Source organism: Cellulomonas fulva (assembly GCF_018531375.1).
Lineage (GTDB): Bacteria > Actinomycetota > Actinomycetes > Actinomycetales > Cellulomonadaceae > Cellulomonas > Cellulomonas fulva.
In genome coordinates, this window is record NZ_JAHBOH010000001.1 from 1,261,969 (window position 1) to 1,287,511 (window position 25,543).

The following is a 25,543-nucleotide window of genomic DNA, read 5'->3' on the forward strand; positions in this document are numbered from 1 at the left end:
AGGTGCGGCCGCTCGGGCTCACCGGGCCAGGCGCTCGACGATCGCGCCGTAGAGGCCGGGCAGCGCGGCGGCCAGGGGGACGATCCCGCGGCGCGCAGGTGAGGTCGCGGCGGCGACGAGCCCCGACGTCAGCACGCGGTAGTCCCGCGTCGCCCGGGCCCAGGCCTGCTCGTAGCCGTGCGGGTCGTCGAGGTGCGCGACCGCGGCCGCGGCCTGCGCGAGCCCGACGCGCAGCCCCTCGCCGGTGAGCGCGTCGACGTAGCCCGACGCGTCGCCGACGAGCAGCACGCGGCCGGTCGCCCGCGCGGCGGTGCGCTGCCGCAGCGGGCCGGCGCCGCGCACCGGGCCGTCGGGCTCGGCGCCGCCCAGCCGCTCGGTGAGCTCCGGCAGCGCCGCGAGGGTGGCCGCGAGGTCGGTGTGCGCCGGCCCCAGCACCGCGACCCCGACGAGCCCCGGCGCGACGGGAGTCACGTACGCCTCGGCGTGCGGGGCCCAGTGCACCTCGACCAGGTCGCCCCACGGCGTGACCCGGTAGTGCCGGCGCAGCCCGAACCGGCGACGGTCGGTCCGCACGCCTCGTCGCGCGGGCCGCTCCAGGCCGGTCAGCCGGCGCACGGTCGAGTGCAGCCCGTCGCACGCGAGCAGGTACCGGCCCCGCAGGTCCCCGACGACGACGCCGGACGGGTCCTGGTCCAGCGACGTGACGCGCACGGGCACCCGTGCGACGCCGAGGCCGGCCGCGCGCTCGGCCAGCGCGGCGTGCAGGACCGTGCGCCGCACGCCGCGACCCGCCGGACCGACGAACCGGTGCTCGACGCGCCGCTCGCCCCCGACGTACGCGATGCCGGACAGGGCGTGGCCGGCCGGGTCGACGCCGAGCCGCGCCAGCGACGTGAGCGCCCCCGGCATCAGCCCCTCGCCGCACGCCTTGTCCACCGGTCCGGGCCGCGGCTCGAGCACCAGCGCGGTGCGGCCCGCGAGCCGTGCCTCGATCGCCGCGGCGAGCCCGACCGGCCCGCCCCCGACGACGAGCACGTCGGCGTCGTACGCGTCCGACGAGCCCACGGCCGCGTCAGGCCGCCGGCCGCGCGGCCGCCAGCGCCCGCTCCTCGGCGGGGATGCGGAAGCCCAGCAGGAGCACCGCGTTCAGCACGGTGAACGCCAGGGCCGTGACCCACGCGGTGTGCACGAGCGGCAGCGCGATGCCCTCGGCGACGACCGCCACGTAGTTGGGGTGGGAGAGCCAGCGGTACGGCCCGCGGGTCACCAGCGGCAGGTCCGGGACGACGATGACGCGCGTGTTCCACCGCGGCCCCAGCACCGTGATGCACCACCACCGCAGCGCCTGCGAGGCGAGCACGACGACGAGCGCGGGCCACCCCAGCAACGGCAGGAACGGTCGGTCGGCGAGCACCACCTCCGCGATGCACGCCACCAGCAGCCCGGTGTGCAGCGCGACCATCGCCGGGAAGTGCCCGCGCCCGCTCTCTCGCCCGCCACGCTCGAAGGACCACCGCGCGTTGCGCGCGGACACGACGAGCTCGACGAGCCGCTCGACGCCGGTCGCAACGACGAGCGCCACGTACAGCGCGACGCTCACGGGGTGGCCCTCACGTGCCCTGCGGACGGCCAGCGCAGCGCGACGAGCTCGGCCCCCACACCCGGCCCGAAGGCGGCGACCACACCGAGCGCCCCGCCGGCCGAGCCCGCACCCAGCGGCCCGGCCCGCTCGGTCGCCATGGCGTCCGCGAGGACGTGGAGCACCGCAGCCGACGACAGGTTGCCCGCCCGCGCCAGGCTCGCCCGGGACGGCGCGAGCGCGTCGGCCGGCAGCCCGAGCGCCTCCTGCGCCGCGTCCAGGATCTTGGGCCCGCCGGGGTGCACCAGCCACGCCGTCACGTCGTCCGGCACCGCGCCCTGCGCGGTCAGCAGCGCCTTGACGTCGTCGGCGACGTGCGCGCGGATCGTGTCCGGCAGCCCGCCCGAGAGCACGATCCGCAGCCCGGACGAGCCGACGCGCCAGCCCAGCGCGTCGCCGGAGCCGGGGTAGAGCATGCTGCGCGAGCCCACGACGCGCGGGGCCCCGGACCACGCCGCGCGTGCGGCGGCCGGCGCCCCCCGCGGCGCCGTGCGCCGGTCACCCGCCATCACGACGGCCGCGCCGCCGTCGCCGAACAGCCCGCTCGCGACGAGGTTCGCGGTCGAGTCGTCGTCCCGCTGGAGCGTGAGCGAGCACAGCTCGACCGAGACGAGCAGCGCGACCTGGTCCGGGTGGCCGAGCAGGTGGTCGTGCACCCGGGCGAGGCCGGCGGCGCCGCCCGCGCAGCCGAGGCCGAAGCTCGGCAGCCGCGTCACGTCGGCCCGCAGCCCGACGCGGTCGACGAGCATCGCGTCGATCGAGGGCGCCCCGACCGCCGTGACCGTGGTGAGCATCAGGTGGTCGACGTCGTGCGGCTCCAGGCCGGCGGCCGCCAGCGCGTCGCGCACCGCGCGCTCCGCGAGCGCGAGGCCGTGCTCGAGCGCCAGGGCGTTGGTCTCGTCGAACGAGCCGAGCGACCGGTACCGCTCGAGCGGCAGCGCGAGGTGGCGCCGGTCGATCCCGCAGGACGCGTGCAGCCGGGTCAGCAGGGCGCGCCGCGTGGGGTCGGCGGTGACGATGGTCGCGAGCTCCGCGGCGATCTCCGCCTGTGCGTAGGCGTGCGCGGGCAGCACGGGTGCGACCGCCACGATCCGGGACATGTCGGGATCGTCGCACGCGGCGCCCACGCCCGCCGCGTGAGCGGGGCACGGGTGCGTCAGGCCGTGGCGACCAGGACCGCGACCGTCACGGCCGCCACGCCGATCGCCGCCAGGAACGGGTAGCGGCTCGTGGGGCGGCGCACCGCGACCGCCGCCGCGCTGACGCCCAGCGCCACGGCGGCGACGAGCGCGCCTGCCCCCGCGACGCCCGGCCCGCCCGGCCCGCCGGGCGGGCCGAGCACGACGAGCGCGGTGGCGCTGACGAGCAGCGCGACGGCCGCGAGCGTGGTCCGCCGCCGGCCGAGCCGGTGGGGCAGCCCGCGCACGCCGGTCGCCGCGTCGTCCTCCAGGTCCGGCAGGACGTTGGCCAGGTGCGCCCCGACGCCGAGCAGCGCGGCGGCGGCGGTGGTCGAGACCGGCGCGAACCGCGCGGGATCGAGCGCGAGCGTCACGACCGAGGGCAGCAGCCCGAACGACAGCGCGTACGGCGCCCAGGACCACGCGGTCGACTTGAGCCGCACGTTGTACGCCCACGCCGACGCGACGGCCACGACGTGCACCGCGCCGGCCGCGGCACCGAGCGCGAACGACAGCACGACGCAGGCCGCCACGGCGACCAGGGCGGCGGTGCGCACGGTGCGCACGGCCAGGCCGCCGGTCGCGACCGGCTTGTCGGTGCGCCCCACGGCGGTGTCCCGCGACGCGTCGATCCAGTCGTTCGACCAGCCGACCGACAGCTGACCGGTGAGCACGGCGAGCCCGACGAGGACGACCGTCGACGCAGGCGCCCCGACGCCCCCGGCGTACGCGGCGGCGAACGCGGTGACGGCCACGGTCGGCGGCAGGTGCGAGGCGCGGACCAGCGCGCTCGCGGTCCGGGCTGCGGGCATGGCACACCCTTGCACGCAGGGTGCTAGCGGACCCGCCGGAGACGCGCGGCGTCGACCGCGTCGATCATGAGGCCCCGGTCCTCGCGGACCCAGCGCTGCCCGGTGGCGCGACGCTCGTCGGGCCGCGCGAACCGGTAGCGGTAGAGGTGGGCGCGCACCCAGCGCGGGGGAGCGCCGTCGAACGGGTCGACGCGCAGGAGCCGGAGCGTGGGCGCGTCGGCCTCGAGGAGCCGTCCCAGGAACGGCACGAACCAGCCGAGCTGGGCGGACGAGCCGAGCCCCAGGAACCACATCCCCCAGTCCAGTCGGAGGTGGTACGGCGCGAACTGCCGGGGGAGGCGCCGGACGTCCCCGGGCTTGCCGTGGAGCTCGTACTCGCGCCACGTCGCCTGGGCGGGGTCGCGGTCCAGCGTCCCCTCGACGACGACCTCGGTGCGCTGCCGCGTGATGCTGCCGAAGGCGCCGTAGGCGTTGACCAGGTGCCAGACGTTGAACGACGCGTTCATGAGCTGCCGGCGGGAGACGAGGTTGCGCGCCGGCCACCAGCTGAGCACGACGCACAGCGCGCTCGCGGCGAGCACCAGGACGACGAACCACGGGGGCCCGGTGCCGGAGGCCGGCGCGACGTCGATCCCGAGCAGCACGCCCCAGGCGCGGTCGTCGATCGCCGCGCACGCGAGCACGATGGTCAGCCAGTTGAGCCACGCGAAGTTCCCCGAGAGCACGAGCCAGAGCTGCGTCACGACGAGGACCCCCGCGGCCGTGCTCGCGACCGTGCCGGGCACGAGGAGGAAGAACGGCACGACGAGCTGCGCGACGTGGTTGGCGGCGACCTCGACCCGGTGCAGCGGTCTGGGCAGCAGGTGGAACAGGCGGCTGGCCGGCCCCGGCATCGGCTGGGTCTCGTGGTGGTAGTACAGCGCGGTCAGGTCCCGCCACGCGGGGTCGCCCCGCCACTTGATGAGTCCGGCGCCGAGCTCGAGGCGGAGGACGAGCCACCACAGGAGCACCAGGACCGGCAGCGGCGGCGCGACCTCGTCGGACCCCAGGAAGGCCACCAGGAACCCGGCCTCCAGCAGCAGCGACTCCCACCCGAACCCGTAGAACACCTGCCCGACGTTGACGACCGACAGGTACAGGGCCCACAGGACCAGGAACGCGACCATCGGCGCCCACGGCGGCCCCTGCTGCGGCAGCCCGACGACGAGCGCGAGGGCCACGACGAGCCCGGCCCACCCGACACCCACCAGCAGGCGGTCCGAGTAGCGCCACTGGAACAGGCTCGGGGAGCGGCGCCACGGGACCCGCTCGACGAACCGGGGGACGGGGAGCAGCCCGCGCTCGCCCAGCAGCGGCCGGAACTGGCGCAGCACCACGACGAACGCGATCGCGTAGACCGCCGCGACCCCGTGCTGGGCCACGGCACGGCCCACCGTGTAGCCCTCGGCGCCGAACCAGCCCACGTGACCACCTCCCGGTGAGGCCCCGCCACCAGCGTCGCCGAGCCGCGCCCCCGCTGCCAACGCACGTCACGGCCGCCGGCGGGAATGGCTCGCGCCCGGTCGCGTTGACGTGGACCATGACCACTTTCGGCATCATCGGAGCAGGCAACATCGGCAGCCAGGTCGCCCGCGCGGTCATCGCGCTCGGGCACGACGTCGTGATCGCGAACTCGCGCGGTCCGGAGACGCTCACCGACCTGGTCACGGAGCTCGGCCCCAAGGCGCGGGCCGCGACCGCGCAGGAAGCCGCCGAGGCGGCCGACGTCGCCGTCGTGACCGTCCCCCTCAAGGCGCTGGAGCAGGTGCCCGTCGAGCCGCTCGCGGGCAAGGTCGTCATCGACACGAACAACTACTACTTCGAGCGGGACGGGCACATCGAGGCCCTCGACCGGGGTGAGGCGACGACCGCCGGCCTCCTCCAGGAGCACCTGCCGACGTCGAAGGTCGTCAAGGCCTTCAACCACATCATGGCCGCGGACATCACGACCGACGGCACGCCCGCGGGGACGCCGGACCGCCGCGCGCTCGCGACGTCGAGCGACTTCCCCGAGGCGGTCGCGCTCGTGACCGACCTGTACGACGCGATCGGCTTCGACACGGTCGACGTGTCGCCGCTCAGCGAGTCGTGGCGCGTCGAGCGCGACCGGCCGGCCTACGTCGTGCGGCAGAACCGCGAGGAGCTCGTCGCGAACCTCGCGCTGGCTCCGCGCACCGTCTGACCCGGCCTACCCGTCCCCCGGCGCCCGTCCCGGGCCCGGGGGACGCCGGTGCGTCAGTGGCCGGCGCCCAGGCTGCCCGCGAGGCGCTCGTGCCGGGCGGCGCTCTCCGGGTTCATCCCGACGATCGTGACGGTCTTGCCCTTGGTCGCGTACTTGTGCGTGATCGCGTCCAGCGTGGCGACCGTCGACGCGTCCCACACGTGGGCGTCGCTCATGTCGATCACCACGCGGCCGGGGTCGCCGGCGTAGTCGAACTGGTAGACCAGGTCGTTCGACGAGGCGAAGAACAGCTCGCCCTGCACCGCGTACACCCGCTGCCCGTCGTCGTCGTCGGTGTCGAGCCGCGTGACCGTGGTGACGTGCGCGACCCGGCGCGCGAACAGGACCATGGCCGCGACCACGCCGACCAGGACGCCGTACGCGAGGTTGCTGGTGGCGACCGTCACGGCGACGGTCGCGACCATCACGGCCGTCTCCGACCGCGGCATGCGGCGCAGGGTGGCCGGGCGCACCGAGTGCCAGTCGAACGTCCCGACGGCCACCATGACCATCACCGCGACGAGCGCGGCCATCGGCATGATCGCGACCACGTCCCCGAGCCCCACGACCAGCACCAGCAGGAACACGCCGGCGAGGAACGTCGAGATCCGCGTGCGCGCGCCGGACGCCTTCACGTTGATCATGGTCTGGCCGATCATCGCGCAGCCGCCCATGCCGCCGAAGAAGCCCGTGATCACGTTCGCGGCGCCCTGGCCCCACGCCTCGCGGGTCTTGTCCGAGTGCGTGTCCGTGACGTCGTCGACCAGCTTGGCGGTCAGCAGCGACTCGAGGATCCCGACGAGCGCCACGGCGAGCGCGTACGGCGCGACGACCCGCAGCGTGTCGAGGTCGAACGGCACGTCCGGGACCAGCAGGGCGGGCAGGGACGTGGGCAGCTCGCCCTCGTCGCCGACCGTCGGCACGTCCAGCGAGGCGAGCACGGCCGCCGCCGTGAGCAGCACGATCGCGACCAGGGGTGCCGGGACCACGGTGGTCCAGCGGGGCAGCAGCACCATCACGACGATGCCCACCGCGACCATCGGGTACACGACCCACGTGACGTCGACGAGGTGCGGCAGCTGGGACAGGAAGATCAGGATCGCGAGCGCGTTGACGAACCCGACCATGACGGACCGCGGGATGAACCGCATGAACTTGGCGATGCCCAGCAGCCCGAGCAGCACCTGGAGCACGCCGGCCAGGATCACGGTGGCGACCAGGTAGTCCACGCCGTGCTCGCGTGCGACCGGCGCGACGACCAGCGCGACCGAGCCCGTGGCCGCGGAGATCATGGCGGGGCGGCCGCCGAGGAACGCGATCGAGACCGCCATGGTGAACGACGCGAACAGCCCGAGCCGAGGGTCCACGCCCGCGATGATCGAGAACGCGATCGCCTCGGGGATCAGCGCCAGGGCGACGACGAGCCCGGCCAGCACCTCGGTGCGCAGACGCCGGGGCGAGCGGAGGGCGGCGAGCACCGAGTGCGTCGCGTCGGCCTCGGGGGCACCGGTCGTCGGCACGCGGGCCGGGGTGCTGGTCGTCGGGACGCCGGCGGGGGCGTCGGGCAGCGGGGCGTCGGTGGGCACGCGGAAGGGATCCGTTCGGGAAGGGGAGGGGTCGGGGCGTCGCCCCGCAGGCGCAGACTCTACCGTGACGTAAGGGTAGGTTCGAACCCGGCGCGGCCTGGGACACTGGGCGCATGACCGTCCCCAGCGCCCCGCAGGCCACCATGCACATCGGCGCGGTCGCCGAGCAGACGGGACTCTCGCTGCGCACGCTGCGGCACTACGACGAGGTGGGGCTGCTGCGCCCGAGCGGCCGGACGGACGGCGGGTTCCGCCTCTACACCGAGGCCGACGTCGACCGGCTGCTCCTCATCCGCCGCATGAAGCCGCTCGGGTTCACGCTCGAGGAGATGGCCGAGCTGCTCACGCTGGTCGACGACCTGGCCGGACCGGCTGAGGGTGCGCCGCACGCGCGCGAGCGCCTCGCCGAGTACGTCACGCGCGCGCAGGAGCAGCGCGCCGAGCTGGCCCGCAAGCTCGACATGGCCGACGAGTTCATCGCCCTGCTGCGCGCCCGCTGACCCCCGGTCCGGGTCCGTCGCCCGAGCAGCAGCCGTCGGCGCACCCGTCGTCGCCGCACTCCTCGTCGGACGGGCGCCCGTCCGACGGGACGAGCAGGGCCGCGACCGGCGTGCAGCACGCATCCCCGCGCCAGGCCTCGAGCCCCTCGCGCACGGCGAAGCCCGCGATCACCACGGCCGCGAGGGGATCGGCCCACCACCAGCCGAGAGTGCTGTTCAGCACCAGCCCGACGAGCAGGACGCCCGACAGGTAGGAGCAGATGAGCGTCTGCCGCGAGTCGGCGACGGCCGAGGCGGAGCCGAGCTCGCGCCCCGTGCGGCGCTCGAACCACGAGAGCCCGGGCATCACCGCGAGCGAGACCGCCGCGAGGACGATCCCCACCGTGGAGTGCTCGGGCTCCGCGGCGCCGACGAGCGTGCGCACGGCGTCGACCGTGACGAACGCCGCGAGGCCGAGGAACGAGACCGCGACGACGCGCAGCGCGGTGCGCTCCCGCGCGCGGGGGTCCGGGCCCGCGAACTGCCACGCGACGGCGGCGGCGGAGAGCACCTCGACCACCGAGTCGAGGCCGAAGCCGATCAGCGCCGACGACGAGGCCACGCGACCCGCGACCAGCGCCACCGCCGCCTCGACCATGTTGTAGGCGATCGTCGCGGCGACGACGCCGCGGATGCGCCGCTCGAGCACCGCGCGGCGCGCGTCGTCGAGCGCGCGCGGGCCGGCCGGGAGCACGCTCATGCGCAGGTGCACGCGCCGTCGCAGCACGTCGGGTCGACGGCGAGGACGAGCTGCAGCAGGTCGTTGAGCGCGGGCGCCAGGTGCGCGTCCGCGAGCCGGTACCAGGTGCGCCGGCCGTCGGGGATCGCCTCGACCAGCCCGCACCCGCGCAGGCAGGCCAGCTGGTTGGACATCACCTGGCGGGACACGCCCAGGGCGTCCGCGAGGTCCGACGGGTACGCCGGCGCCTCGCGCAGCGCGAGCAGGATCCGGGTGCGGGTCTCGTCGGACAGCGCGTGCCCCAGCCGGGACAGCGCGGCCGTGTGCGTCAGCGTCGCGGTCGCCATACCGCCGACGGTACACGCAAACGTGAACTGTCGACACCCTCGGCCGGTGCGGCCCGGTCGGTGTCAGCCGTGCGCGAGGCCCGGGAACGTCGCAGCGTCGCCCTCGAACGGGCGCAGCTCGTCGGGCGCGGGGAACGGCAGCACGTGCGTCGCGGTCACGACGTCGACCGCGCCGAGGTCGTCGACCTTCACGACGACGCGCTCCGGCGTGACCTCGACGATGCGGACGCGCTCGCGGGTGCCGTCCGGCTGGTCCAGCTGCCAGAGGTCGGCGAGCCAGCGCAGCCCGCGCTCGTCGAGCGCCTCCTCGGCGGTCAGCCAGTCGACCTCGCCGGTCACCGGACGGCCGAGCGCGTCGAGGGCGACGAAGCCGTCGCCCTCGGGGCGGATCCACCCGAGCCGCTCGCGGTCGCCCGGGCGGCGGTGCTCGATCCAGCTCTCCTGCGGCATCGTCCGATCGTAGGGGCGCTGTCGGGCGCTGTCGGGCGCTGTCGGGCGCTGTCGGTCAGGCCGGCTGCCAGAGCTCGATGCGGTTGCCCTCGGGGTCCGTGACCCAGCCGAACCGGCCGACGCCCGCCATGTCCTGCACCTCGTCGGAGACGTCGGCGCCCGCCGCACGCAGCTGCGCGAGCATCGCGTCGAGGTCGCGCACGCGGAAGTTGAGCATCGCCTGCTGAGCGGGGGACCCGAAGTAGTCCGTCCCGGCCTCGAACGGCGCGAACACGGTCGGTCCCGCCTCCTGAGCCCACGCGCCGTCCTCGTCGGGCGCCAGCCCCAGGTGCTCGCGGTACCAGGCGGCGAGCGCCGCGGGGTCGGCCGAGCGGAAGAAGTAGCCACCGATGCCCAGGACGCGCTCCATGCGGCCATCCTGCACCGGGTCAGAGGAACGCGCGGACCTCGACCTTCCGGTGGCACGCGTGCGACCCCGCGGTCGCCAGCTCGAGCGCCGTCGCGTCGTCCGGTGCCTCGATCACCCAGAACCCCGCCACGAACTCCGCGGTCTCGACGAACGGCCCCTCGGTGACGGTGGGGACGCCGTCACCGCGCGCGTCGATCACCGTGGCGTGCTGCGGCGCCGCGAGCCCGCCGGCGAGCACCCAGGCGCCCCGCTCCCGGAGGCCGTCGTTGAACGCGTCGATGGCCGTCATCTCCGCGTCCGTCGCGGTCGTCGTGCGGTCGTAGACCACGTTGACCAGGTACTGCATGTCGCTCTCCCGTGCTCGTCCTCCGGCCGCCGCGGCGGCCCGTCACCAGCATGACGAACGACCCCGCCCGGATTCGACAGCTCAGGCGGCGGTGCTCGTCGGTGCTCGTCGGTGCTCGTCGGTGCTCGTCGGTGCTCGTCGGTGCTCGTCGAAGGCTCGTCGGGCGCGGCACCCGGTGCGCGGCTAGCGTCGAACGCGCCGACGACGAGAGGACGCGCGATGACGCTCACGGGCAAGGTCGCCCTGGTGACCGGGGCGGGATCGGGGATCGGCCGCGCGGCCGCGCTCCGCCTGGCGCGCGACGGGGCGACCGTCGTCCCGCTCGGGCACAGCCAGGACAGCGCCGACGAGGCCGCGGCCGAGATCCGCGCGGCCGGCGGGACCGCCCTGCCGCTGGCCGCCGACGTCGCCGACGCGACCGCGGTGCGCGCGGCCGTCGACCGGGTCGAGAGCGAGCTGGGGCGGCTCGACGTGGTGGTCGCCAACGCGGGCGTCAACGGCGTGTGGGCGCCGCTCGAGGAGCTCGAGCCGGAGGAGTGGGAGAGCACGATCGCCACCAACCTCACGGGCACCTTCCTCACCGTCCGGCTCGCGCTGCCGCTCCTGCTGCGCCAGGGCGGCGCGGTCGTCGTCGTGTCCTCGATCAACGGCACCCGGACGTTCTCCAACTCCGGCGCGTCGGCGTACGCGACCAGCAAGGCCGGACAGCTCGCTTTCGCGCGGATGATCGCGGTCGAGCTGGCGCCGCGCGGCGTGCGCGTGAACGTGGTCTGCCCGGGGGCGATCGACACCGAGATCGGCGACAACACCGAGGCCCGGAACACCGAGCGGCTCGGGGTGCGCACGGAGTACCCCGACGGGCAGATCCCGCTGACCGGGAGCGAGCCCGGCACCGCGGACCAGGTGGCGGACGTGATCGCGTTCCTGGTCTCGGACGCGGCGAGCCACGTCACGGGCACCGAGGTCTTCGTCGACGGCGGGCAGTCGCTGGTCGTGTGAGCGCTACGTCATCGCGGCGAGCTGGATCAGGTTGCCGCAGGTGTCGTCGAGCACGGCGGTGACCACGGGGCCCAGGTCGGTCGCGTCCTGCGTGAAGTGCACGCCCAGCGCCTTGAGCCGCTCGACCTCGGCGGGCACGTCGTCGACCGCGAACTGGGTCCACGGGATCCCGTCGGCCGCCAGCGCCTCCTTGAACGCGCCGGCCGCGGGGTGGCCGTCGGGCTCCAGGAGCAGCTCGACCCCGTCGGGGTCCGCGGGCGAGACGACGGTGAGCCACCGGGCCTCGCCGGCGGGGACGTCGGTCTTCTTCTGGAAGCCGAGCTTCTCGGTGTAGAACGCGAGCGCCTTGGCCTGGTCGTCGACGAGCACGCTCGTCACGTTGATCCGGATCATCAGCTCACTCCGTCGGGTCGATGGGCCACCGCTCCACGACCGCGCGCAGCGGACCCGTGTCGAGGTGGTGGAGCTTGTGCCGGCCCTCCCGCCGGCTGTGCACCAGACCCGCCTCCTCGAGCACCGCGAGGTGCTGGGAGATGGCCTGGCGGGAGGACGTCAGCCCGTGCCGCACGGACAGGCGTCCGCAGATCTCGAACAGCGTCTGGCCGTCCCTCTCGGTCAGCTCGTCGAGGATGGTGCGACGCGTCGCGTCCGCCAGAGCCCGGAAGAGCGCCGCGTCGGCGGGTCCGGCGTCGTCGACCACGGCACCGTTATAGGCAAGTGGCAACTTGCCTGTCAAGAGGTGGCGGGACGCCGTCGGACCCGCAGGAGCGCCGCGCCGGCGACGGCGGAGCCCAGCCCGCCGAGCGCCATGTCCGCGATCGTGTCCCCGTAGGCGACGTAGATCGAGGGGTCGAGGTAGGTGTGACCCGCGTACTCGGCGAGCTCCCACACCGCGCTGAGCGCGAGGCCGACGGTCAGCGTGACCGCCGCGCAGGCGGCCGGGGCGGCCGGGCTCGAAGGGTCGACCACCGCGCCCGTCCGCCGGGCGAGGAGCAGGTGCGCGACGGCGGCGACGAGGCCCGTGACGACGAGGTGCATCAGGCCGTCGAGCCACCACACCGCCTCGTAGAGGTCCAGGGCCCCGCACCAGGCGGCCGCGAGCAGGCCCACGCCGTACGCGGCCCCGAGCGTGCCGGGCGCGCGCGCGAGCCGGGGGACGGTCATGCCCGCGGCGACGAGCAGGAACAGCGCCGCGCCCACCGGTCCGCGCACCAGCACCGCGAGCACGATCGAGACCAGCACCGCGACCCGGACCGCGCCCTCGACCGGGGGGTCGAGGAGCGCCCGGACGGGCACGTTCCGCGTCATCGTCCACCCCCGGTCCGGCGGCCCGGTCCTCGCGTGCGGTCGGGCGCCGGGACCGAGGCTACGCGGGACGGCTCGTCACGGCCGTGCGTGCCGCGTCCCGCCGTCGACGTGCAGGACCTCGCCGGTCACGTACCCGGCGCCGAGCAGCCAGACGACCGCGTCGGCGACGTCGGCGAGGGTCCCGTGCCGCCCCGCCAGCGAGTCGCGCGCCGCCCGCTCGAGCACGGCCGCGCGGCCCGCGTCGCCCCACCGGTCCCACGTGCCGCTGTCGACGATGCCGGGCGCGATCGCGTTGACCCGCACGGGCGCGAGCTCGACCGCGAGGTGCCGCACGACGTGGGCCAGCGCGCCGTTCGCGACGCCCGTGACGACCTTGCCGGGCTGCGGCCGCCAGCCGACGACGCCCGAGAAGAAGAGCATCGAGCCGCCCGGCGCGAGGCGGCGGGCGAAGTGCTTCGCGACGAGCAGCGGGGCGACCACCTTGGCGCGCAGCGCGGTGACCACGCCCTCGGCGTCGAGGTCGGCGACCGGGGCGTCGTGCGGCGCCGAGGCCGTGGACACGACGTGGTCGACGGTGCCGGCGGACCGTGCGGCCGCCGCGATCGAGGCCTCGTCGAGCACGTCGAGCCGGAGGTCGGCGTCGTCGTGCCGCGAGGCCACGACGGCCTCGCCGCCGGCCGCCCGCACGCGGCGGGCGATCTCGGCACCGATCCCACGGCTCGCGCCGATGACGAGGGCGCGCTGGTCCAGGAGCTCATCTGTCATGGTCGTGGACGGTATAGATCGGATACCGGTATCTTCAACGCTACCGACGACGAGAGCGGGTGACCGGTGGGCCAGGCGTACGACGTGATGGCGGCGACCTGCCCGAGCCGCACCGTGCTGCACCGCATCGGGGCCCGGTGGACGGTCTTCGTCGTCACCGCGCTCGAGGCCGGACCGCTGCGGTTCACGCAGCTGAAGGCCTACATCTAGGGCATCACGCCCAAGGCGCTGACCGAGACGCTGCGGGCCATGGAGCACGACGGGCTCGTCGTGCGGGACGACCGCGGCGGCAACCCGCCGCACGTCGAGTACGCGCTGACGCCGCTCGGCCGCTCGCTGCTCGGCCCGCTCGGTGCCCTGCGGGCCTGGGCCGAGACGCACGTGCCGGAGATCGAGCGCGCCCGCGCCGCCGCCGGGGCGCCCGGGCTCTGACGCCCGGGCGACGCGGCCGGCACGCGCCCCGCCGAGCAGGTCCACCGAGCAGGTCCGCCAAGCAGGTCCGCTGAGCAGGTCCGCCACGCAGGTCCGCGGACGGCCCCCGTCGGGTCAGCCGACCCGACGCCGGTACGCCCGGACCGCGCCGACGTAGGCGAGCACCAGCACCCCGAGGATCCAGGCGAGCGCCACCCCGATGCCGCCCCCGACGGGCTCCTGCGCGAACAGCGCGCGCAGCGTGTCGACGACCGCCGTGACGGGCTGGTGCTCGGCGAACCAGGCCACGGGGCCGGGCATCGAGTCCGTGGGGACGAAGGCGGAGCTGATGAACGGCAGGAAGATGAGCGGGTAGCTGAACGCGCTCGCGCCGTCCACGGTCTTGGCCGAGAGCCCCGCCAGGACGGCGAGCCAGGTCAGCGCCAGCGTGAACAGCACCAGCACGCCCGTGGCCGCGAGCCACGCGCCGACCGACGCCCCCGTCCGGAAGCCCATCACCAGCCCGACCGCGACGACGACGACGAGCGACGCGAGGGTCGCGGCCAGCGAGGTCAGGACGTGCGCCCACAGGACGCTCGGCCGGGCGACCGGCATCGACCGGAACCGCTCGACGATGCCGTCCTGCAGGTCGAGGAACAGGCGGTAGGCGGTGTAGGCGACGCTCGACGCGATCGTGATGAGCAGGATGCCCGGCAGCATGTAGTCGATGTAGGACTGCGACGAGCCGGTGCTGATCGCGCCGCCGAGCACGTACGTGAACAGGAGCATGAGGGCGACCGGCGTGACCGCGGTCGTGATGATCGTGTCGGGGCTGCGCAGCACGTGCCGCAGCGAGCGGCCGGTGAGGGCGACGGTGTCCTGCACGGTGCGGACGGCGCGGCCCGTGGCCGCGGGACGCGGGCGCGTGGCGACGAGCGTGCTCATGACGGGTCCTTCCCGGGGGTGGCGACGAGAGCGAGGAAGACGTCCTCGAGCGTGGGCTGCTTCTCGACGTACTCCACCCGGGCGGGCGGGAGGAGCCGCTTGAGCTCGGCGAGGGTGCCGCTGCGGATGATCGTCCCCTCGTGCAGGACGGCGATCCGGTCGGCGAGCTGCTCGGCCTCGTCGAGGTACTGCGTGGTCAGGAGCACGGTGGTGCCGGCGGCGGCGAGCTCCCGCACCGCCGCCCAGACCTCGAGCCGCGCCTGCGGGTCGAGGCCGGTCGTGGGCTCGTCGAGGAAGATCACCGGCGGGTCGCCGATCAGGCTCATGGCGATGTCCAGCCGGCGGCGCATGCCGCCGGAGTACGTCGCCGCGCGCCGCCCGCCGGCCTCGGTCAGCGAGAACCGGGCGAGCAGCGCGTCGGCGACCGCGCCGGGGTCGGGCAGGTGCCGCAGCCGTGCGACGAGGACCAGGTTCTCCCGGCCCGTGAGCACCCCGTCGACCGCCGCGAACTGGCCGGTCAGGCTGATCGACTCCCGCACCTCGTCGGGCTGCCGCGCGACGTCGAAGCCGTGCACCGTGGCGGTGCCGGCGTCGGCCGGGAGCAGCGTGGCGAGGATGCGCACGAGCGTCGTCTTGCCGGCGCCGTTGGAGCCGAGCAGGGCGACGATGCTGCCGGCCGCGACGTCCAGGTCGACGCCGCGCAGCACCGCGTGGTCCTTGAACCGCTTCTCGACGCCGCGCACGCTGATGGCCGGCTGCGCGGTCATCGCTCGTCCTTCTCGGCCTCGTCGAAGGCCTTGGTGAGCCGGGCGCGCTCGCGGTCGATCCACTGCTCGCCGCTGTAGGCCTGCGCGAACGCCTCGGCGAACGCGACCGGGTCGTCGCCGACGATGTCCCGCACGGGGGTGCCGTCGGTCGCCGCGCGCTCCCAGAGGTCGGCCAGGTCGCCGAGCATGGTGACGAGCGTGCCGCCCTCGGTGGTGCCGCCGTAGTAGAGCGTGTACCGGTGCTGAGCCTTGGCGGCCGTGCGGTACGGCTCGGGGAGGGCGTCGATCCGGGCGGTGTCCTTCTTGTACTGCTTCTTCTGCTCGAGCGAGCCCGTCAGGGCCTCGATCCATCGGGCGACCATGTCAGTCCTCTCCTGGTGCGTACGTGCGGTGGAGCTGGTCGATGCGTTCTTCGAGGAAGCTCCAGGTCCTCCAGAACTCGTCGAGCTGGTCCCGCCCGGTGGCGTTGAGCGAGTAGACCTTGCGCGGCGGCCCCTTCTCCGACGGGACCTTCTCGACGTCCACGAACCCGCGCTGCTCGATCCGGACCAGGAGGGCGTAGACGGTGCCCTCCACGAGGTCGGAGAAGCCCTGGTCGCGCAGCTGGGCCGTGATCTCGTAGCCGTAGGCCGGCCGTTGGGCGAGGACCGTGAGGACGATGCCCTCGAGCGTCCCCTTGAGCATCTCCGTGAGCTGGTTGGCCATGGACCCACCTCCTCTACTGTGTGTTGCTGAGTACTGGAAGACGGTAACGCTAGGTACCGGTACTTGGCAACACTGAATAGAGCCCGGGTTCTCCGGGCGGAGGGAACGGGCCGGGTCAGGCGGCGGGCGAGCCGTCCACGGCGACGGTGACGACGGCGATGTCGTCGCGCGCGTCGTCGCGCTGGTACGTCATCACGGCCGCGAGGATCGCCTCCGTGACGTCGGCGGCAGAGCCGCGGTGCTCGTCGACGACGTCCTCGAGCCGACCGCTGCCGTAGAGGGTGCCGCGGCGCTGACGCGCCTCCGTCACCCCGTCGGTGAACAGCACCAGCGCGTCACCCGGCCCCAAGGTGACCTCGGTGTCGGTGAAGCGCACCTCCGAGAGGAGGCCGATCAGCGACCCGTGCTCGCCCACGGGCTCGGGACGGCGCCCCGGCCGGCGCAGCAGCGGCCGCGGATGCCCCCCGCACGCGACCGTCGCCCGCCACACGCCGTCCCTGCGGCGCAGGCGCACGAGCACCACGGTGCAGAACCGCTCGGTCTCGGCGCGCCGGAGCACCTGGTCGAAGACGCGCAGCGTGTCGCTCGGTGACGCGTGGTCGACCGCCGCGGCGCGCACCGTGTGGCGCGCCAGCGCGGTGACCACGGCGGCCTCGGCGCCCTTGCCCTGCACGTCGCCCAGCACCACGACCCAGTCGTCGGTGGCGACCTGGAAGACGTCGTAGAAGTCCCCGCCCACGTGCCGGCCGTCCCCCGCGGGCCGGTACGCCGCGGCCACGTCGAGGCCGGGGATGTGCGGGGGAGCCGGTGGGATCAGCGTCTGCTGCAGGGTCTGGGCGAGCTGCAGCGCGCGCGCCTCGGACTCCTCCGCACGGCGCATCGTGGCGAGCATCTCCCGCTCGTAGCGGCGGCGCTCGGTCGCGTCGAACGCGGCGGTCCGGATGGCGACCGGCGTGCCGTCCTCGTCGCGGTCCAGCACGGAGTTGACCAGCACGGGCAGCCGTCGGCCGTCGGCGCACACCACCTCGAGCGCGATCTCGCGCGCCGTGCCCTGCATGCGCAGGGTCGGGGCGTAGTGCGTCTCGTGGTAGATCCGGTCCCCGACCGGCAGCAGGTCGACGAACCGTCGCCGGCCCACCAGGTCCTCGCGCCGGTGCCCGGTCCACGCCAGGAAGGTCTCGTTGACCCGCACGATCGTGCCGTCGGGCGTGGTCGACAGGTACGCGCACGGCGCACGGTCGTACAGCAGCTCCGGGTCGTCCCGGCGCAGGGCCTCGTGGAAGGCCTCGTCGTCGCCGGCGACCGGTGGCGCCCCCACGCGCTCTCCGCTCAGCGCCCGACGAACGCGGCGATCGCGGCCGTCGTCGCCTCGGGGGCGCTGAGGTGCGGGCAGTGCCCGGTCGCGTCCAGCACGACGAGCTCGGCGCCGGCGATCGCGTCGCGCACGTACTCGCCGACGGCGACCGGCGCGATGATGTCGTCGCGGCACTGCACGACCAGGGTCGGCACCGTCACGCCCGCGAGGTCCGCGCGGTTGTCCGAGAGGAACGTGACGTGCGCGAAGCGGCGCGCGATCTCCGGGTCCGTGCGGCAGAAGCTCTCGGTCAGCTCGGCACCCAGCTCCTGGCGGTCGGCGTTGCCCATGATCGCCGGGGCGATCGCGGCGGACCAGCCCAGGTAGTTGCTGTCGAGCGACCCGAGCAGCTCGGTGATGTCCGCCTCGCTGAAGCCGCCGGTGTACCCCTCGTCGTCGATGTACCGCGGCGACGGCCCGACGAGGACGAGCTTGTCGAAGCGGTCCGGCTCCGCGACCGCGGCGAGCACCGCCACCATCGCCGAGACGGAGTGCCCGACGAGCACGACGTCCTCGAGCCCGAGCTCGTGGACGATCGCGAGGACGTCGTCGGCGTACCCCTGCAGCGAGCCGTGCCGCTCGGGGTCGTACGACGCGAGGTCCGACCCGCCCGCACCGACGTGGTCGAACGTGATCACGCGGTACGCGTCCTCGAAGTGCGGTGCGACCAGGCGCCACATGTGCTGGTCGCACCCGTACCCGTGCGCGAACACGATCGGCTGACCGTCCGGGACACCGCTGACGCGGATCCTGTGCCGGGCGACCGCGTCCATCCAGCGAGGGTACCGCCGGGGCTACCCGCGCCCGGTCGGCCCGTCACCAGGGCGAGCGCGCGTAGTCCTTGAGGAAGCAGCCGTACAGGTCCTCGCCGGCCTCGCCGCGCACGATCGGGTCGTACACCCGCGCGGCGCCGTCGACCAGGTCGAGCGGCGCGTGGAAGCCCTCCTCGGCGAGCCGGACCTTGGTGGGGTGCGGCCGCTCGTCCGTGATCCACCCGGTGTCCACCGCCGTCATGAGGATGCCGTCGGCGAGCATCTCCGCCGCGCTGGTGCGCGTGAGCATGTTCAGCGCCGCCTTGCTCATGTTGGTGTGCGGGTGGCCCGGGCCCTTGTACCCGCGCGAGAACACGCCCTCCATCGCGGAGACGTTGACGACGTACGTCCGCCGCGCGGGCGACGCGGCGAGCGCGGGCCGCAGCCGGCTGACCAGGATGAACGGCGCGGTCTGGTTGCAGAGCTGCACCTCGAGCAGCTCCATCGGGTCCACCTGCTCCACGGTCGCGACCCAGCTGTTCGTCTCCGCCACGTCCGGGATCAGGCCGCCGGCGTCGATCGACGTGCCCGCGACGAGCCGCTCCAGGCTGGCGGCCTCCGCGGTCAGGGACTGCACGACGAGCTCGTCGGCGGCGGCGCGCGCGGCCCGCTCGATCGCGAGCGCCGGGCTCGTCAGGTCGCTGACCGACCCGGCCAGCGCGCGCGGGTGCGCGTCGCTCGTGTGCCCGAAGGTCGTGATCATGCGCGCGGCCTCGTCGGGCAGGGGCGCGAACTCGGCGTCGGCCAGCCGCGTGTACGCGCCGGGCGAGCGCCGCACGGTCTGCGCGGCGTTGTTGATGAGGACGTCCAGCGGCCCCTGCGCGGCGACGTGGTCCGCGAGCGCCACCACCTGCGACGGGTCGCGCAGGTCGATCCCGACGACGTGCAGCCGGTCCAGCCAGTCGGCGGCGTCCGGCATCGCGCCGAACCGGCGGACCGCGTCCCGCGGGAACCGCGTCGTGATCGTCAGGTCCGCACCGTCGCGCAGCAGCCGCAGCGCGATGTACATGCCGATCTTGGCCCGCCCGCCGGTGAGCAGCGCCCGGCGCCCGGTCAGGTCGGTGCGGGCGTCTCGCTTGGCGTGGTGCAGCGCCGCGCACTCCGGGCAGAGCTGGTGGTAGAACGCGTCGACCACCGTGTAGTCCTGCTTGCAGACGTAGCACGGCCGCGCGCGCAGGAGCGTCCCCGCGACGGCGCCCGACGAGGCCGACGTCAGCGGGATGCCGTTGGTCTCGTCGTCGATGCGGCCGGGGCTGCCGGTCGCGGTCGCGGCGATCACGGCGGCGTCCGCCTCCGCGAGCAGGCGGCGCTTCTCGCCGCGGCGGTGCTTCTTGGCCGCCTTGAACAGCGCCGACGAGGCGCGGCGCGCGGCCGCGTGCTGCGGGTGCGTCTGCGGCAGCACGGCGACCTGGTCCATCACGCGCAGGAACGTCGCGAAGTCGTCGGGGTGCACGCCGGGCTGCCCGTCCGCCTGCGCGTCGACCTGCTGGTCGGCCTGCTCGTCGGTCGCGTCGACCGGGGCGCCGCCGGGCGTGGGCGTGGCTGTCTGCGCGCTCATGCGCCGTCCGTCCTGGAAGGGGGAGAGGGCCGTCGCGGTCGCGCGGGCCCGGAGCATGGTACGTGGCCCCGCTGCGCGCCCGCCGCGGGCCGCCGGCCGACCGCGAGCGCGGACGCTCGACCTCGTCGGACGCCGTCCGTACCGTGGGCGGGAGCGCCCCCCAGGCGGGCGATCCCGGCAGGCCGCACCGGCACGGAGGCAGTCGTGAAGCTCTTGCTCACCTCGGGCGGGGTGACGAACCCCAGCATCCGGGCGGCGCTGGTGCGGATGCTGGGCAAGCCGGTGGAGGAGTGCCACGCGCTGTGTGTCCCGACCGCGCAGTGGGGGCACCCGATGTGCGGGCCGTCGTCCGTCCGCGGCTTCGTCGCGGCGGGACCGGGATCGCCGCACCTCTCCGGGCTCGGCTGGGCGTCGCTCGGCGTGCTCGAGCTCACGGCGCTGCCGACGGTGGGCGCGGAGCGCTGGGTGCCCTGGGTCCGGGCGGCGGACGTGCTCCTGGTCGACGGCGGCGACGCCACCTACCTGTGCCACTGGCTGCGCGAGTCCGGGCTCGCCGACCTCCTGGACACGCTGCCGGACACGGTGTGGGTGGGTGTGAGCGCGGGGAGCATGGTGATGGCGCCGCGGATCGGGCAGTACTTCGTCGAGTGGCCGTCCGCCCCCGACGACCGGACGCTCGGCGTCGTCGACTTCGCGATCTTCCCTCACCTGGACCTCTTCCCGACGAACACGATGGCCGACGCCGAGCGGTGGGCCGCCGGCCTCGACGTGCCGGCCTACGTGATCGACGAGCAGACGGCCCTCGCGGTGGTCGACGGGACCGTCGAGGTGGTGTCGGAAGGCCGCTGGGCCCGGCTCGGCGGCTGAGGCCGGCGGCGGGACGGGACGCGGCCGGGGTGGCATCATGCCGTCGTGGCTGACCTCGGACCGACGACGGAGTCGGATCCCGTCTACGACCGGTTCGCGCGGCTCGTGCACGCGTACCTCGGCGTGCCGGTCGCCCTGGTGACGTTCGTGGGCGCAGACGGGCAGCGGTTCCCCGGAGCGGTGGGGCTGCCGGAGCCGTGGCAGTCGCTGCGGGGCACGCCGCTGTCGCACTCCTTCTGCCAGCACGTCGTCGCGCAGGACCGCCCGCTCGTCGTGAGCGACGCCCGCACCGTCGACCTCCTGCGGGACAACCTGGCGATCCCCGACCTGGACGTCATCGCCTACGCGGGCTACCCGCTGCGCGACCTGCAGGGGCGGGCCGTCGGCTCGCTGTGCGCGATCGACGGCACCCCGCGCGAGTGGACCCCGGACCAGCTCGCCGTCCTCGAGGACCTCGCGCTGGCGTGCGCGTCCGAGGTGCAGCTGCGCGAGGCCGCCGCGCTGGCCGCCGACGCGGTGCGCACCGCCGACCGCCGCGCGGAGCACGGCCAGGTGCTGCTGGCGATGTCCGACGCCTTCACGCAGACGCTCACGCCCGACGAGGTGCTCGACGCCGTGCAGCGCGTCGCCACCGAGGTCGCCGGCGCGGCCCGGGCGTCGATCGGCATCGTGCACCCCGAGCGCGGTGCGCTCACCTGGGCGCGCCACGCGGCGGTGCCGGGCGCGCCGGTGACGCTGTGGGACGACGAGCCGCTGAGCCGCGCCGAGTCGCCCGCGGTGCAGGTGGTGATGTCCGGCCGGCCGTTGTTCTTCGACGACGCGACGACCATGTCCGAGGCCTTCCCGATCGTCGCCGGCGTCGGCGGCCCGGGTGCCGCGGCGTTCCTGCCCCTGACGACGTCGACCGCGACGCTCGGCGGGGTGCTGCTGCGCTGGCACGAGCCCCGCGTGGTCGACGACGAGCTGCGCGACCTGCTGGTGACCCTCGCGAGCGACGCGTCGATCGCCCTCGAGCGCGCGCAGCTGCTGCAGCGGCGCCGCGACGTGGCGCACACGCTGCAGAGCGCGATGCTCTCCCACCTGCCCTCGCCCGCGGGGGTGACGCTCGACGCCGTCTACCTGCCCGCGGAGGTGACCGAGCAGGTCGGTGGCGACTGGTACGACGCGATGGAGCTGCCCGACGGCGGGTTCGCCCTGGTGGTCGGCGACGTCACCGGCCACGACATGCGCGCCGCGACGCGCATGGGGCAGCTGCGCTCCATGCTGCGCACGCTGCTGTGGGAGCACGACCGGCCGCCGTCGCGCATCCTCGAGCTGCTCGACGGGATCAACACCGGCACGGGGCTCGAGGCGATGGCGACGGTCCTGCTGGCACGCGTCGAGCCCCCGACCGACGACGGCGTGCGGACCCTGACGTGGAGCTGCGCCGGACACCCGCCCGCGCTGCTGCACCGCGCGGCCGACGGGACGGTCGAGCTGGCCGGTCGCCCGGACCTCCCCATCGGCTTCATGCCGGACCGCGAGCGGCACGACCACGAGGTGCGACTGGCGCCCGGTGACACGCTCGTGCTCTACACCGACGGGCTGCTGGAGCGTCGCACCGAGTCGCTGCGGACGAGCATCGACGCGGCGGCACGCCGGCTCGCGGTGCTCCCGGACCTCGGTGCCCGCTCGCTCGTCGACGCCCTCGGTCCGACGGGGGACCGCCGCGACGACGTCGTCGTGCTCACCCTCTGCCTCGGTCCTCGCTGAGCGGGCCCGCGGTCAGGCGGGGGCGGCGGCCGGTCCGCTCGGCGTCGTGGCCGGCTCGTCGTCCGGCCCGTTCGCCCCGCTGGCCATGAGCACGCGTCCGACGACCGCGACGACGACCCCCGCGCCCACCACGCCCAGCAGCGCGACCCGGAGGCTGGCCGCGTCCGCGACGAGGCCGACGAGCGTGGGGGAGACCAGGAACCCGACGCGCAGCAGCCAGCTCACGACCGTGAGCCCGACGCCCGCGGGCAGGCCGGGCAGCTCGTCGGCCGTGTGCATGACGGCGGGCACCAGCGTGGCGACGCCGAGGCCGGCGAGGGCGAACCCGACGAGCGTGGTCGCGAGCGACGGGAACGCGAGCGCGAGACCCATCCCCACCGCGATCGCGACGCCGCCGAGGCGGGCGACCCGGCGCTGCCCGAACCGGTCGACCACCCGGTCACCGGTGAGCCGGCCGACCGTCATCGCGACCTGCAGCGACACGAACGCCAGGCCCGCGGCGGCCGCGCCGACGCCGACCTCGCCGCGCAGGTACAGGGCGCCCCACGACGAGCCGGCGTCCTCGACGAACGCGCCGCACGCGGCGAGCACGCCGAGCGCGGCGAGGGTGAGCACCGTCCGCCCGGCGACGTGCCGCAGCGAGCGGGCGCCGGGGGCGGTCTCGTCGGGCGCCTCCGCGCGCTCGGCGTCCTCCGGACCGCGCAGCAGGAACCGGTAGGCGACCACCGCGACGACGCTGAAGAACGCCGACGTGGCGGCGAGGTGCGCGCCGAGCGGCACGTCCAGGCCCGCGGCGGCGGCGCCGAGCAGGCCACCGAGCACCGCGCCGACGCTCCACAGCCCGTGGAAGGCGTTGACGATCGAGCGCCCGTACAGCCGCTGGACGCGGAACCCGTGCGCGTTCTGGGCGACGTCGATGACCGCGTCGAACGCCCCCGCCAGCAGGAACAGCCCCGCGAGCGCCACCCAGGTCCCGGCGAGCGGCACGGCCGCGACGGCCGCGGCGAGCGCGACGAGGCCGAAGGAGGCCACCGCGGCGGAGCCGAGCCGCTGGATCAGGAGGGGAGCGAGCAAACCGGCGAGCAGCGCGCCCAGCGGCATCGCGGCGATCGCGGCGCCCAGCCCGGCGTTGGTCAGGTCCAGGTGGTCCTTCACCTCGGGCAGCCGCGGCACCAGGTTGGCGTAGAGCACGGCGTTGACCAGGAACACCGCGGACACCGCGACGCGGGCGCGGCGGGCGGTGGGCGGGACGACGACGGGGTTCGACGAGGGCATGGTGCTCCGAGATGACGCGACAGGGGTCCGGCATACGCCGATGTGTTCAAGCGTACATAACTTCGGTACGCTGCCGCACATGAGCGAGCTCGCCACGACGCCCCGCCGGGCACGTCGGCACGACCCGGACCGCCGCGACCGGATCGTCGACGCGTGCCTCGACGTCATCGGCGAGGTCGGGGTCGCGGGCGCGTCCACGCGCCGGGTCGCCGCCGCCGCCGACGTCCCGCTCGGCTCGATCACCTACCACTTCACGGACGTCGACGAGCTGCTCCGCGAGGCCTTCGGCCGGTTCGCGCTGCAGGTCAGCGACCGGTTCGAGCAGCGCCTGGGGGCCGCGTCCGACGAGGCCGCGGCGCGCCGCGCGGTGGTGGACCTGATCACCGACGACGTGCTCACCGACCCGCGGGAGCTGGTGCTGACGCACGAGCTCTACACGCTCGCGGCCCGGGACCCCGGCTACCGCCGGCTCACGCACGAGTGGATGGCTCGCAGCCGGCACGCGCTCGAGCGGCACTTCGACCCGACGACCGCGCGCATCCTCGACGCGCTCGTCGAGGGCCTGACGATCCACCGCGCGCTGGACACGGAGCCGCACGGCAGGGCCGAGGTCGAGCGCGCCGTCGCGCTGGTCGCCGGCGGTGCCGACCGGGAGCGGCCGTGACCACGCTCGCGGAGCAGCTCGCCCACATCGCCACCGGTGCCGTCTACGACGACCTGACGCCCGAGCTGATCGGTGCGCGTCAGCGTGCGGTCCTCGCGACGAACGCGTACAACGCCGCCTACGGCCGGCCGCAGGCCGAGCGAGAGCGGCTGCTCCGCGACGTGCTCGGCACCGTCGGCGAGGGGGCGAACCTCGAGCCGACGTTCCGCTGCGAGCTCGGCACGAACATCCAGCTCGGCGCGCGGTTCTTCGCCAACTTCGACTGCGTGATGCTGGACGGCGCTCCCATCACGGTGGGCGACGACGTCCTCGTCGGACCCAAGGTCGGGCTCTACACCTCGAACCACGCGCTGGACCTCGACGAGCGCGTCGCCGGCGCGTGCGTCGCACGGCCCATCACGATCGGCCACGGCGTCTGGATCGCCGGCGGTGCGACTGTCTTGCCCGGCGTCTCGATCGGCGACGGTGCGGTCGTCGGTGCCGGCAGCGTCGTCACGCGCGACGTCGCGCCGCGCACGCTCGTCGTCGGCAACCCCGCACGCGTCGTCCGGCAGACCACCGCGGCGGACCGCACGGGCTACCTCCCCTCGCACCGCTCGCACGCCTGAGCGCCGGTGTGGGTACGGGCGCTGCGCCCCCGCACGACGGTCAGTGCAGCTCGCGCCGGTAGTACGTGGCGGTGGGGACGTAGCCCAGGGCTGCGTAGAACTCGCCTGCCCGCGAGGTGGCGAGCGACACGACGCTCGCGCCGGCGGTGCCGGCCCGCTCCTCGAAGTGCCGCACGAGGGCGGCGCCGGCGCCCGTCCGGCGATGATCCTCGCGGACCGCGAGCTCCTGGACCAGGGCCAGGCCGCCGTGGACCATCATCGGGGCCAGGACGCCGAGCAGGTAGCCGATCACCGCGTCGCCGTCCTCGGCGACGAGCAGCACGCTTCGGTCGTCCGCCAGGGCGCGGCGCAGGTGGTCGTCCACGACGGCGTCGTCCAACGGTCCCCGCAGGGCGAGTCCCGCGACGAGTGCGCGGACCGCCGGCGCGTCCTCGGTGGTGGCGTCCCGGATCATGGCGGGAGCCTACGTGGGTGCCGCCGCCGCTCGACCGGGGGGTCGCGGCGCGGT

At 75.0% G+C, this 25,543-nt stretch carries 33 protein-coding genes; 9 read left to right on the top strand and 24 right to left on the bottom strand.

The genetic code is table 11. The features are described from left to right. Positions 1-18 precede the first annotated feature (18 nt). Genes KIN34_RS05555 through KIN34_RS05575 form a run of 5 tightly spaced genes read right to left on the bottom strand, consistent with a single transcriptional unit; the run spans position 19 to position 5,092 of the window. The gene (locus KIN34_RS05555) at positions 19-1,065 is read right to left on the bottom strand and encodes an NAD(P)/FAD-dependent oxidoreductase (RefSeq protein ID WP_214347837.1); all 1,047 of its coding nucleotides are present in this window, start codon (positions 1,063-1,065) and stop codon (positions 19-21) included. A gap of 7 nt (positions 1,066-1,072) precedes the next feature. Further along, the gene (locus KIN34_RS05560; RefSeq protein WP_214347840.1) at positions 1,073-1,600 is read right to left on the bottom strand and encodes an isoprenylcysteine carboxyl methyltransferase family protein; all 528 of its coding nucleotides are present in this window, start codon (positions 1,598-1,600) and stop codon (positions 1,073-1,075) included. Continuing rightward, the gene (locus tag KIN34_RS05565; protein ID WP_214347843.1) at positions 1,597-2,739 is read right to left on the bottom strand and encodes a type III polyketide synthase; all 1,143 of its coding nucleotides are present in this window, start codon (positions 2,737-2,739) and stop codon (positions 1,597-1,599) included. Before KIN34_RS05565 ends, KIN34_RS05560 begins: the two co-directional genes overlap by 4 nt. Positions 2,740-2,795: 56 nt before the next feature. Continuing rightward, complete coding sequence (locus KIN34_RS05570) at positions 2,796-3,629, bottom strand: UbiA family prenyltransferase (RefSeq protein ID WP_214347845.1); 834 nt, start codon at positions 3,627-3,629, stop codon at positions 2,796-2,798. Positions 3,630-3,652: 23 nt separating this feature from the next. Next, on the bottom strand, positions 3,653-5,092 hold the full coding sequence (locus tag KIN34_RS05575; RefSeq protein ID WP_214347848.1) for a lipase maturation factor family protein: 1,440 nt from the start codon (positions 5,090-5,092) through the stop codon (positions 3,653-3,655). A 116-nt stretch (positions 5,093-5,208) separates the two neighbouring features. Here KIN34_RS05575 and KIN34_RS05580 point away from each other — a divergent pair, with 116 nt between their 5' ends. Further along, entirely contained in the window at positions 5,209-5,850 is a 642-nt protein-coding gene (locus tag KIN34_RS05580; RefSeq protein ID WP_214347851.1) for an NADPH-dependent F420 reductase, read from the top strand. A gap of 53 nt (positions 5,851-5,903) precedes the next feature. Here the strand turns inward: KIN34_RS05580 and KIN34_RS05585 are convergent, their stop codons facing one another. Further along, positions 5,904-7,409, bottom strand: a complete 1,506-nt coding sequence (locus tag KIN34_RS05585; protein WP_307858252.1) for a SulP family inorganic anion transporter — start codon at positions 7,407-7,409, stop codon at positions 5,904-5,906. Positions 7,410-7,588: 179 nt separating this feature from the next. Between KIN34_RS05585 and KIN34_RS05590 the strand changes: the two genes are divergently transcribed. Then, complete coding sequence (locus tag KIN34_RS05590; RefSeq protein ID WP_214347857.1) at positions 7,589-7,975, top strand: MerR family transcriptional regulator; 387 nt, start codon at positions 7,589-7,591, stop codon at positions 7,973-7,975. Here the strand turns inward: KIN34_RS05590 and KIN34_RS05595 are convergent. The 5 genes from KIN34_RS05595 to KIN34_RS05615 all read right to left on the bottom strand — a co-directional run bounded on the left by KIN34_RS05595 (position 7,950) and on the right by KIN34_RS05615 (position 10,245). Then, positions 7,950-8,714, bottom strand: coding sequence for a cation diffusion facilitator family transporter (locus tag KIN34_RS05595; RefSeq protein ID WP_214347860.1), 765 nt, complete (start codon positions 8,712-8,714; stop codon positions 7,950-7,952). The genes KIN34_RS05590 and KIN34_RS05595 overlap by 26 nt on opposite strands. Beyond that, entirely contained in the window at positions 8,711-9,040 is a 330-nt protein-coding gene (locus KIN34_RS05600) for an ArsR/SmtB family transcription factor (RefSeq protein WP_214347863.1), read from the bottom strand. Before KIN34_RS05600 ends, KIN34_RS05595 begins: the two co-directional genes overlap by 4 nt. Before the next feature lie 63 nt (positions 9,041-9,103). After that, complete coding sequence (locus KIN34_RS05605; protein ID WP_214347866.1) at positions 9,104-9,490, bottom strand: hypothetical protein; 387 nt, start codon at positions 9,488-9,490, stop codon at positions 9,104-9,106. Positions 9,491-9,545: 55 nt separating this feature from the next. Beyond that, positions 9,546-9,899 carry a VOC family protein gene (locus KIN34_RS05610; RefSeq protein ID WP_214347869.1) on the bottom strand — a complete coding sequence of 118 codons (354 nt, stop codon included), beginning with the start codon at positions 9,897-9,899 and terminating at the stop codon, positions 9,546-9,548. A gap of 19 nt (positions 9,900-9,918) precedes the next feature. After that, a complete protein-coding gene (locus tag KIN34_RS05615; protein WP_214347873.1) occupies positions 9,919-10,245 on the bottom strand; it encodes a YciI family protein in 327 nt (108 codons plus the stop codon). Positions 10,246-10,464: 219 nt separating this feature from the next. On the opposite strand from KIN34_RS05615, the gene KIN34_RS05620 reads away from it, so the two are divergent. Then, on the top strand, positions 10,465-11,244 hold the full coding sequence (locus tag KIN34_RS05620; RefSeq protein ID WP_214347875.1) for an SDR family oxidoreductase: 780 nt from the start codon (positions 10,465-10,467) through the stop codon (positions 11,242-11,244). Between the two features lie 3 nt (positions 11,245-11,247). Here KIN34_RS05620 and KIN34_RS05625 read toward each other — a convergent pair whose 3' ends face one another. From KIN34_RS05625 to KIN34_RS05640, 4 genes are all read right to left on the bottom strand, one after another. Next, a complete protein-coding gene (locus tag KIN34_RS05625) occupies positions 11,248-11,637 on the bottom strand; it encodes a VOC family protein (protein ID WP_237689049.1) in 390 nt (129 codons plus the stop codon). Positions 11,638-11,641: 4 nt separating this feature from the next. Continuing rightward, positions 11,642-11,944, bottom strand: a complete 303-nt coding sequence (locus KIN34_RS05630; RefSeq protein ID WP_214347878.1) for an ArsR/SmtB family transcription factor — start codon at positions 11,942-11,944, stop codon at positions 11,642-11,644. A gap of 32 nt (positions 11,945-11,976) precedes the next feature. Then, a complete protein-coding gene (locus KIN34_RS05635) occupies positions 11,977-12,552 on the bottom strand; it encodes a DUF2238 domain-containing protein (RefSeq protein ID WP_214347881.1) in 576 nt (191 codons plus the stop codon). A 75-nt stretch (positions 12,553-12,627) separates the two neighbouring features. Next, the gene (locus KIN34_RS05640) at positions 12,628-13,317 is read right to left on the bottom strand and encodes an SDR family oxidoreductase (RefSeq protein ID WP_214347884.1); all 690 of its coding nucleotides are present in this window, start codon (positions 13,315-13,317) and stop codon (positions 12,628-12,630) included. A gap of 66 nt (positions 13,318-13,383) precedes the next feature. Between KIN34_RS05640 and KIN34_RS17300 the strand changes: the two genes are divergently transcribed. Then, positions 13,384-13,527: a winged helix-turn-helix transcriptional regulator gene (locus tag KIN34_RS17300; protein ID WP_307858106.1), complete on the top strand. Its 144-nt coding sequence runs from the start codon at positions 13,384-13,386 to the stop codon at positions 13,525-13,527. Between the two features lie 3 nt (positions 13,528-13,530). Beyond that, positions 13,531-13,749 carry a winged helix-turn-helix transcriptional regulator gene (locus KIN34_RS17305; RefSeq protein WP_307858253.1) on the top strand — a complete coding sequence of 73 codons (219 nt, stop codon included), beginning with the start codon at positions 13,531-13,533 and terminating at the stop codon, positions 13,747-13,749. A 114-nt stretch (positions 13,750-13,863) separates the two neighbouring features. Here KIN34_RS17305 and KIN34_RS05650 read toward each other — a convergent pair whose 3' ends face one another. The 7 genes from KIN34_RS05650 to KIN34_RS05680 form a co-directional block, all read right to left on the bottom strand. Beyond that, positions 13,864-14,673, bottom strand: a complete 810-nt coding sequence (locus KIN34_RS05650) for an ABC transporter permease (RefSeq protein ID WP_214347887.1) — start codon at positions 14,671-14,673, stop codon at positions 13,864-13,866. Beyond that, positions 14,670-15,440: an ABC transporter ATP-binding protein gene (locus KIN34_RS05655; RefSeq protein WP_214347890.1), complete on the bottom strand. Its 771-nt coding sequence runs from the start codon at positions 15,438-15,440 to the stop codon at positions 14,670-14,672. Before KIN34_RS05655 ends, KIN34_RS05650 begins: the two co-directional genes overlap by 4 nt. Next, positions 15,437-15,802: a DUF1048 domain-containing protein gene (locus KIN34_RS05660; RefSeq protein ID WP_214347893.1), complete on the bottom strand. Its 366-nt coding sequence runs from the start codon at positions 15,800-15,802 to the stop codon at positions 15,437-15,439. The genes KIN34_RS05655 and KIN34_RS05660 overlap by 4 nt, the downstream gene beginning before the upstream one ends. A gap of 1 nt (position 15,803) precedes the next feature. Continuing rightward, a complete protein-coding gene (locus tag KIN34_RS05665; RefSeq protein ID WP_214347896.1) occupies positions 15,804-16,145 on the bottom strand; it encodes a PadR family transcriptional regulator in 342 nt (113 codons plus the stop codon). A gap of 115 nt (positions 16,146-16,260) precedes the next feature. Next, entirely contained in the window at positions 16,261-17,463 is a 1,203-nt protein-coding gene (locus tag KIN34_RS05670) for a PP2C family protein-serine/threonine phosphatase (RefSeq protein WP_214347900.1), read from the bottom strand. An 11-nt stretch (positions 17,464-17,474) separates the two neighbouring features. Next, the gene (locus tag KIN34_RS05675; protein WP_214347902.1) at positions 17,475-18,272 is read right to left on the bottom strand and encodes an alpha/beta fold hydrolase; all 798 of its coding nucleotides are present in this window, start codon (positions 18,270-18,272) and stop codon (positions 17,475-17,477) included. 43 nt (positions 18,273-18,315) lie between these two features. After that, positions 18,316-19,869 carry an SDR family NAD(P)-dependent oxidoreductase gene (locus KIN34_RS05680; protein ID WP_237689050.1) on the bottom strand — a complete coding sequence of 518 codons (1,554 nt, stop codon included), beginning with the start codon at positions 19,867-19,869 and terminating at the stop codon, positions 18,316-18,318. Positions 19,870-20,073: 204 nt separating this feature from the next. On the opposite strand from KIN34_RS05680, the gene KIN34_RS05685 reads away from it, so the two are divergent. Further along, positions 20,074-20,736, top strand: a complete 663-nt coding sequence (locus KIN34_RS05685; protein ID WP_214347905.1) for a Type 1 glutamine amidotransferase-like domain-containing protein — start codon at positions 20,074-20,076, stop codon at positions 20,734-20,736. 45 nt (positions 20,737-20,781) lie between these two features. Continuing rightward, positions 20,782-22,488 carry a GAF domain-containing SpoIIE family protein phosphatase gene (locus tag KIN34_RS17310; protein WP_214347909.1) on the top strand — a complete coding sequence of 569 codons (1,707 nt, stop codon included), beginning with the start codon at positions 20,782-20,784 and terminating at the stop codon, positions 22,486-22,488. A gap of 12 nt (positions 22,489-22,500) precedes the next feature. On the opposite strand, the gene KIN34_RS05695 is transcribed toward KIN34_RS17310, so the two are convergent. Continuing rightward, complete coding sequence (locus KIN34_RS05695; protein WP_214347911.1) at positions 22,501-23,763, bottom strand: MFS transporter; 1,263 nt, start codon at positions 23,761-23,763, stop codon at positions 22,501-22,503. Positions 23,764-23,842: 79 nt separating this feature from the next. Between KIN34_RS05695 and KIN34_RS05700 the strand changes: the two genes are divergently transcribed. Then, entirely contained in the window at positions 23,843-24,427 is a 585-nt protein-coding gene (locus KIN34_RS05700) for a TetR/AcrR family transcriptional regulator (RefSeq protein WP_214347913.1), read from the top strand. Next, positions 24,424-25,035 carry a sugar O-acetyltransferase gene (locus tag KIN34_RS17315; protein WP_214347916.1) on the top strand — a complete coding sequence of 204 codons (612 nt, stop codon included), beginning with the start codon at positions 24,424-24,426 and terminating at the stop codon, positions 25,033-25,035. Before KIN34_RS05700 ends, KIN34_RS17315 begins: the two co-directional genes overlap by 4 nt. 40 nt (positions 25,036-25,075) lie before the next feature. Here KIN34_RS17315 and KIN34_RS05710 read toward each other — a convergent pair whose 3' ends face one another. Beyond that, the gene (locus KIN34_RS05710; RefSeq protein WP_214347918.1) at positions 25,076-25,489 is read right to left on the bottom strand and encodes a GNAT family N-acetyltransferase; all 414 of its coding nucleotides are present in this window, start codon (positions 25,487-25,489) and stop codon (positions 25,076-25,078) included. Positions 25,490-25,543: the final 54 nt, after the last annotated feature.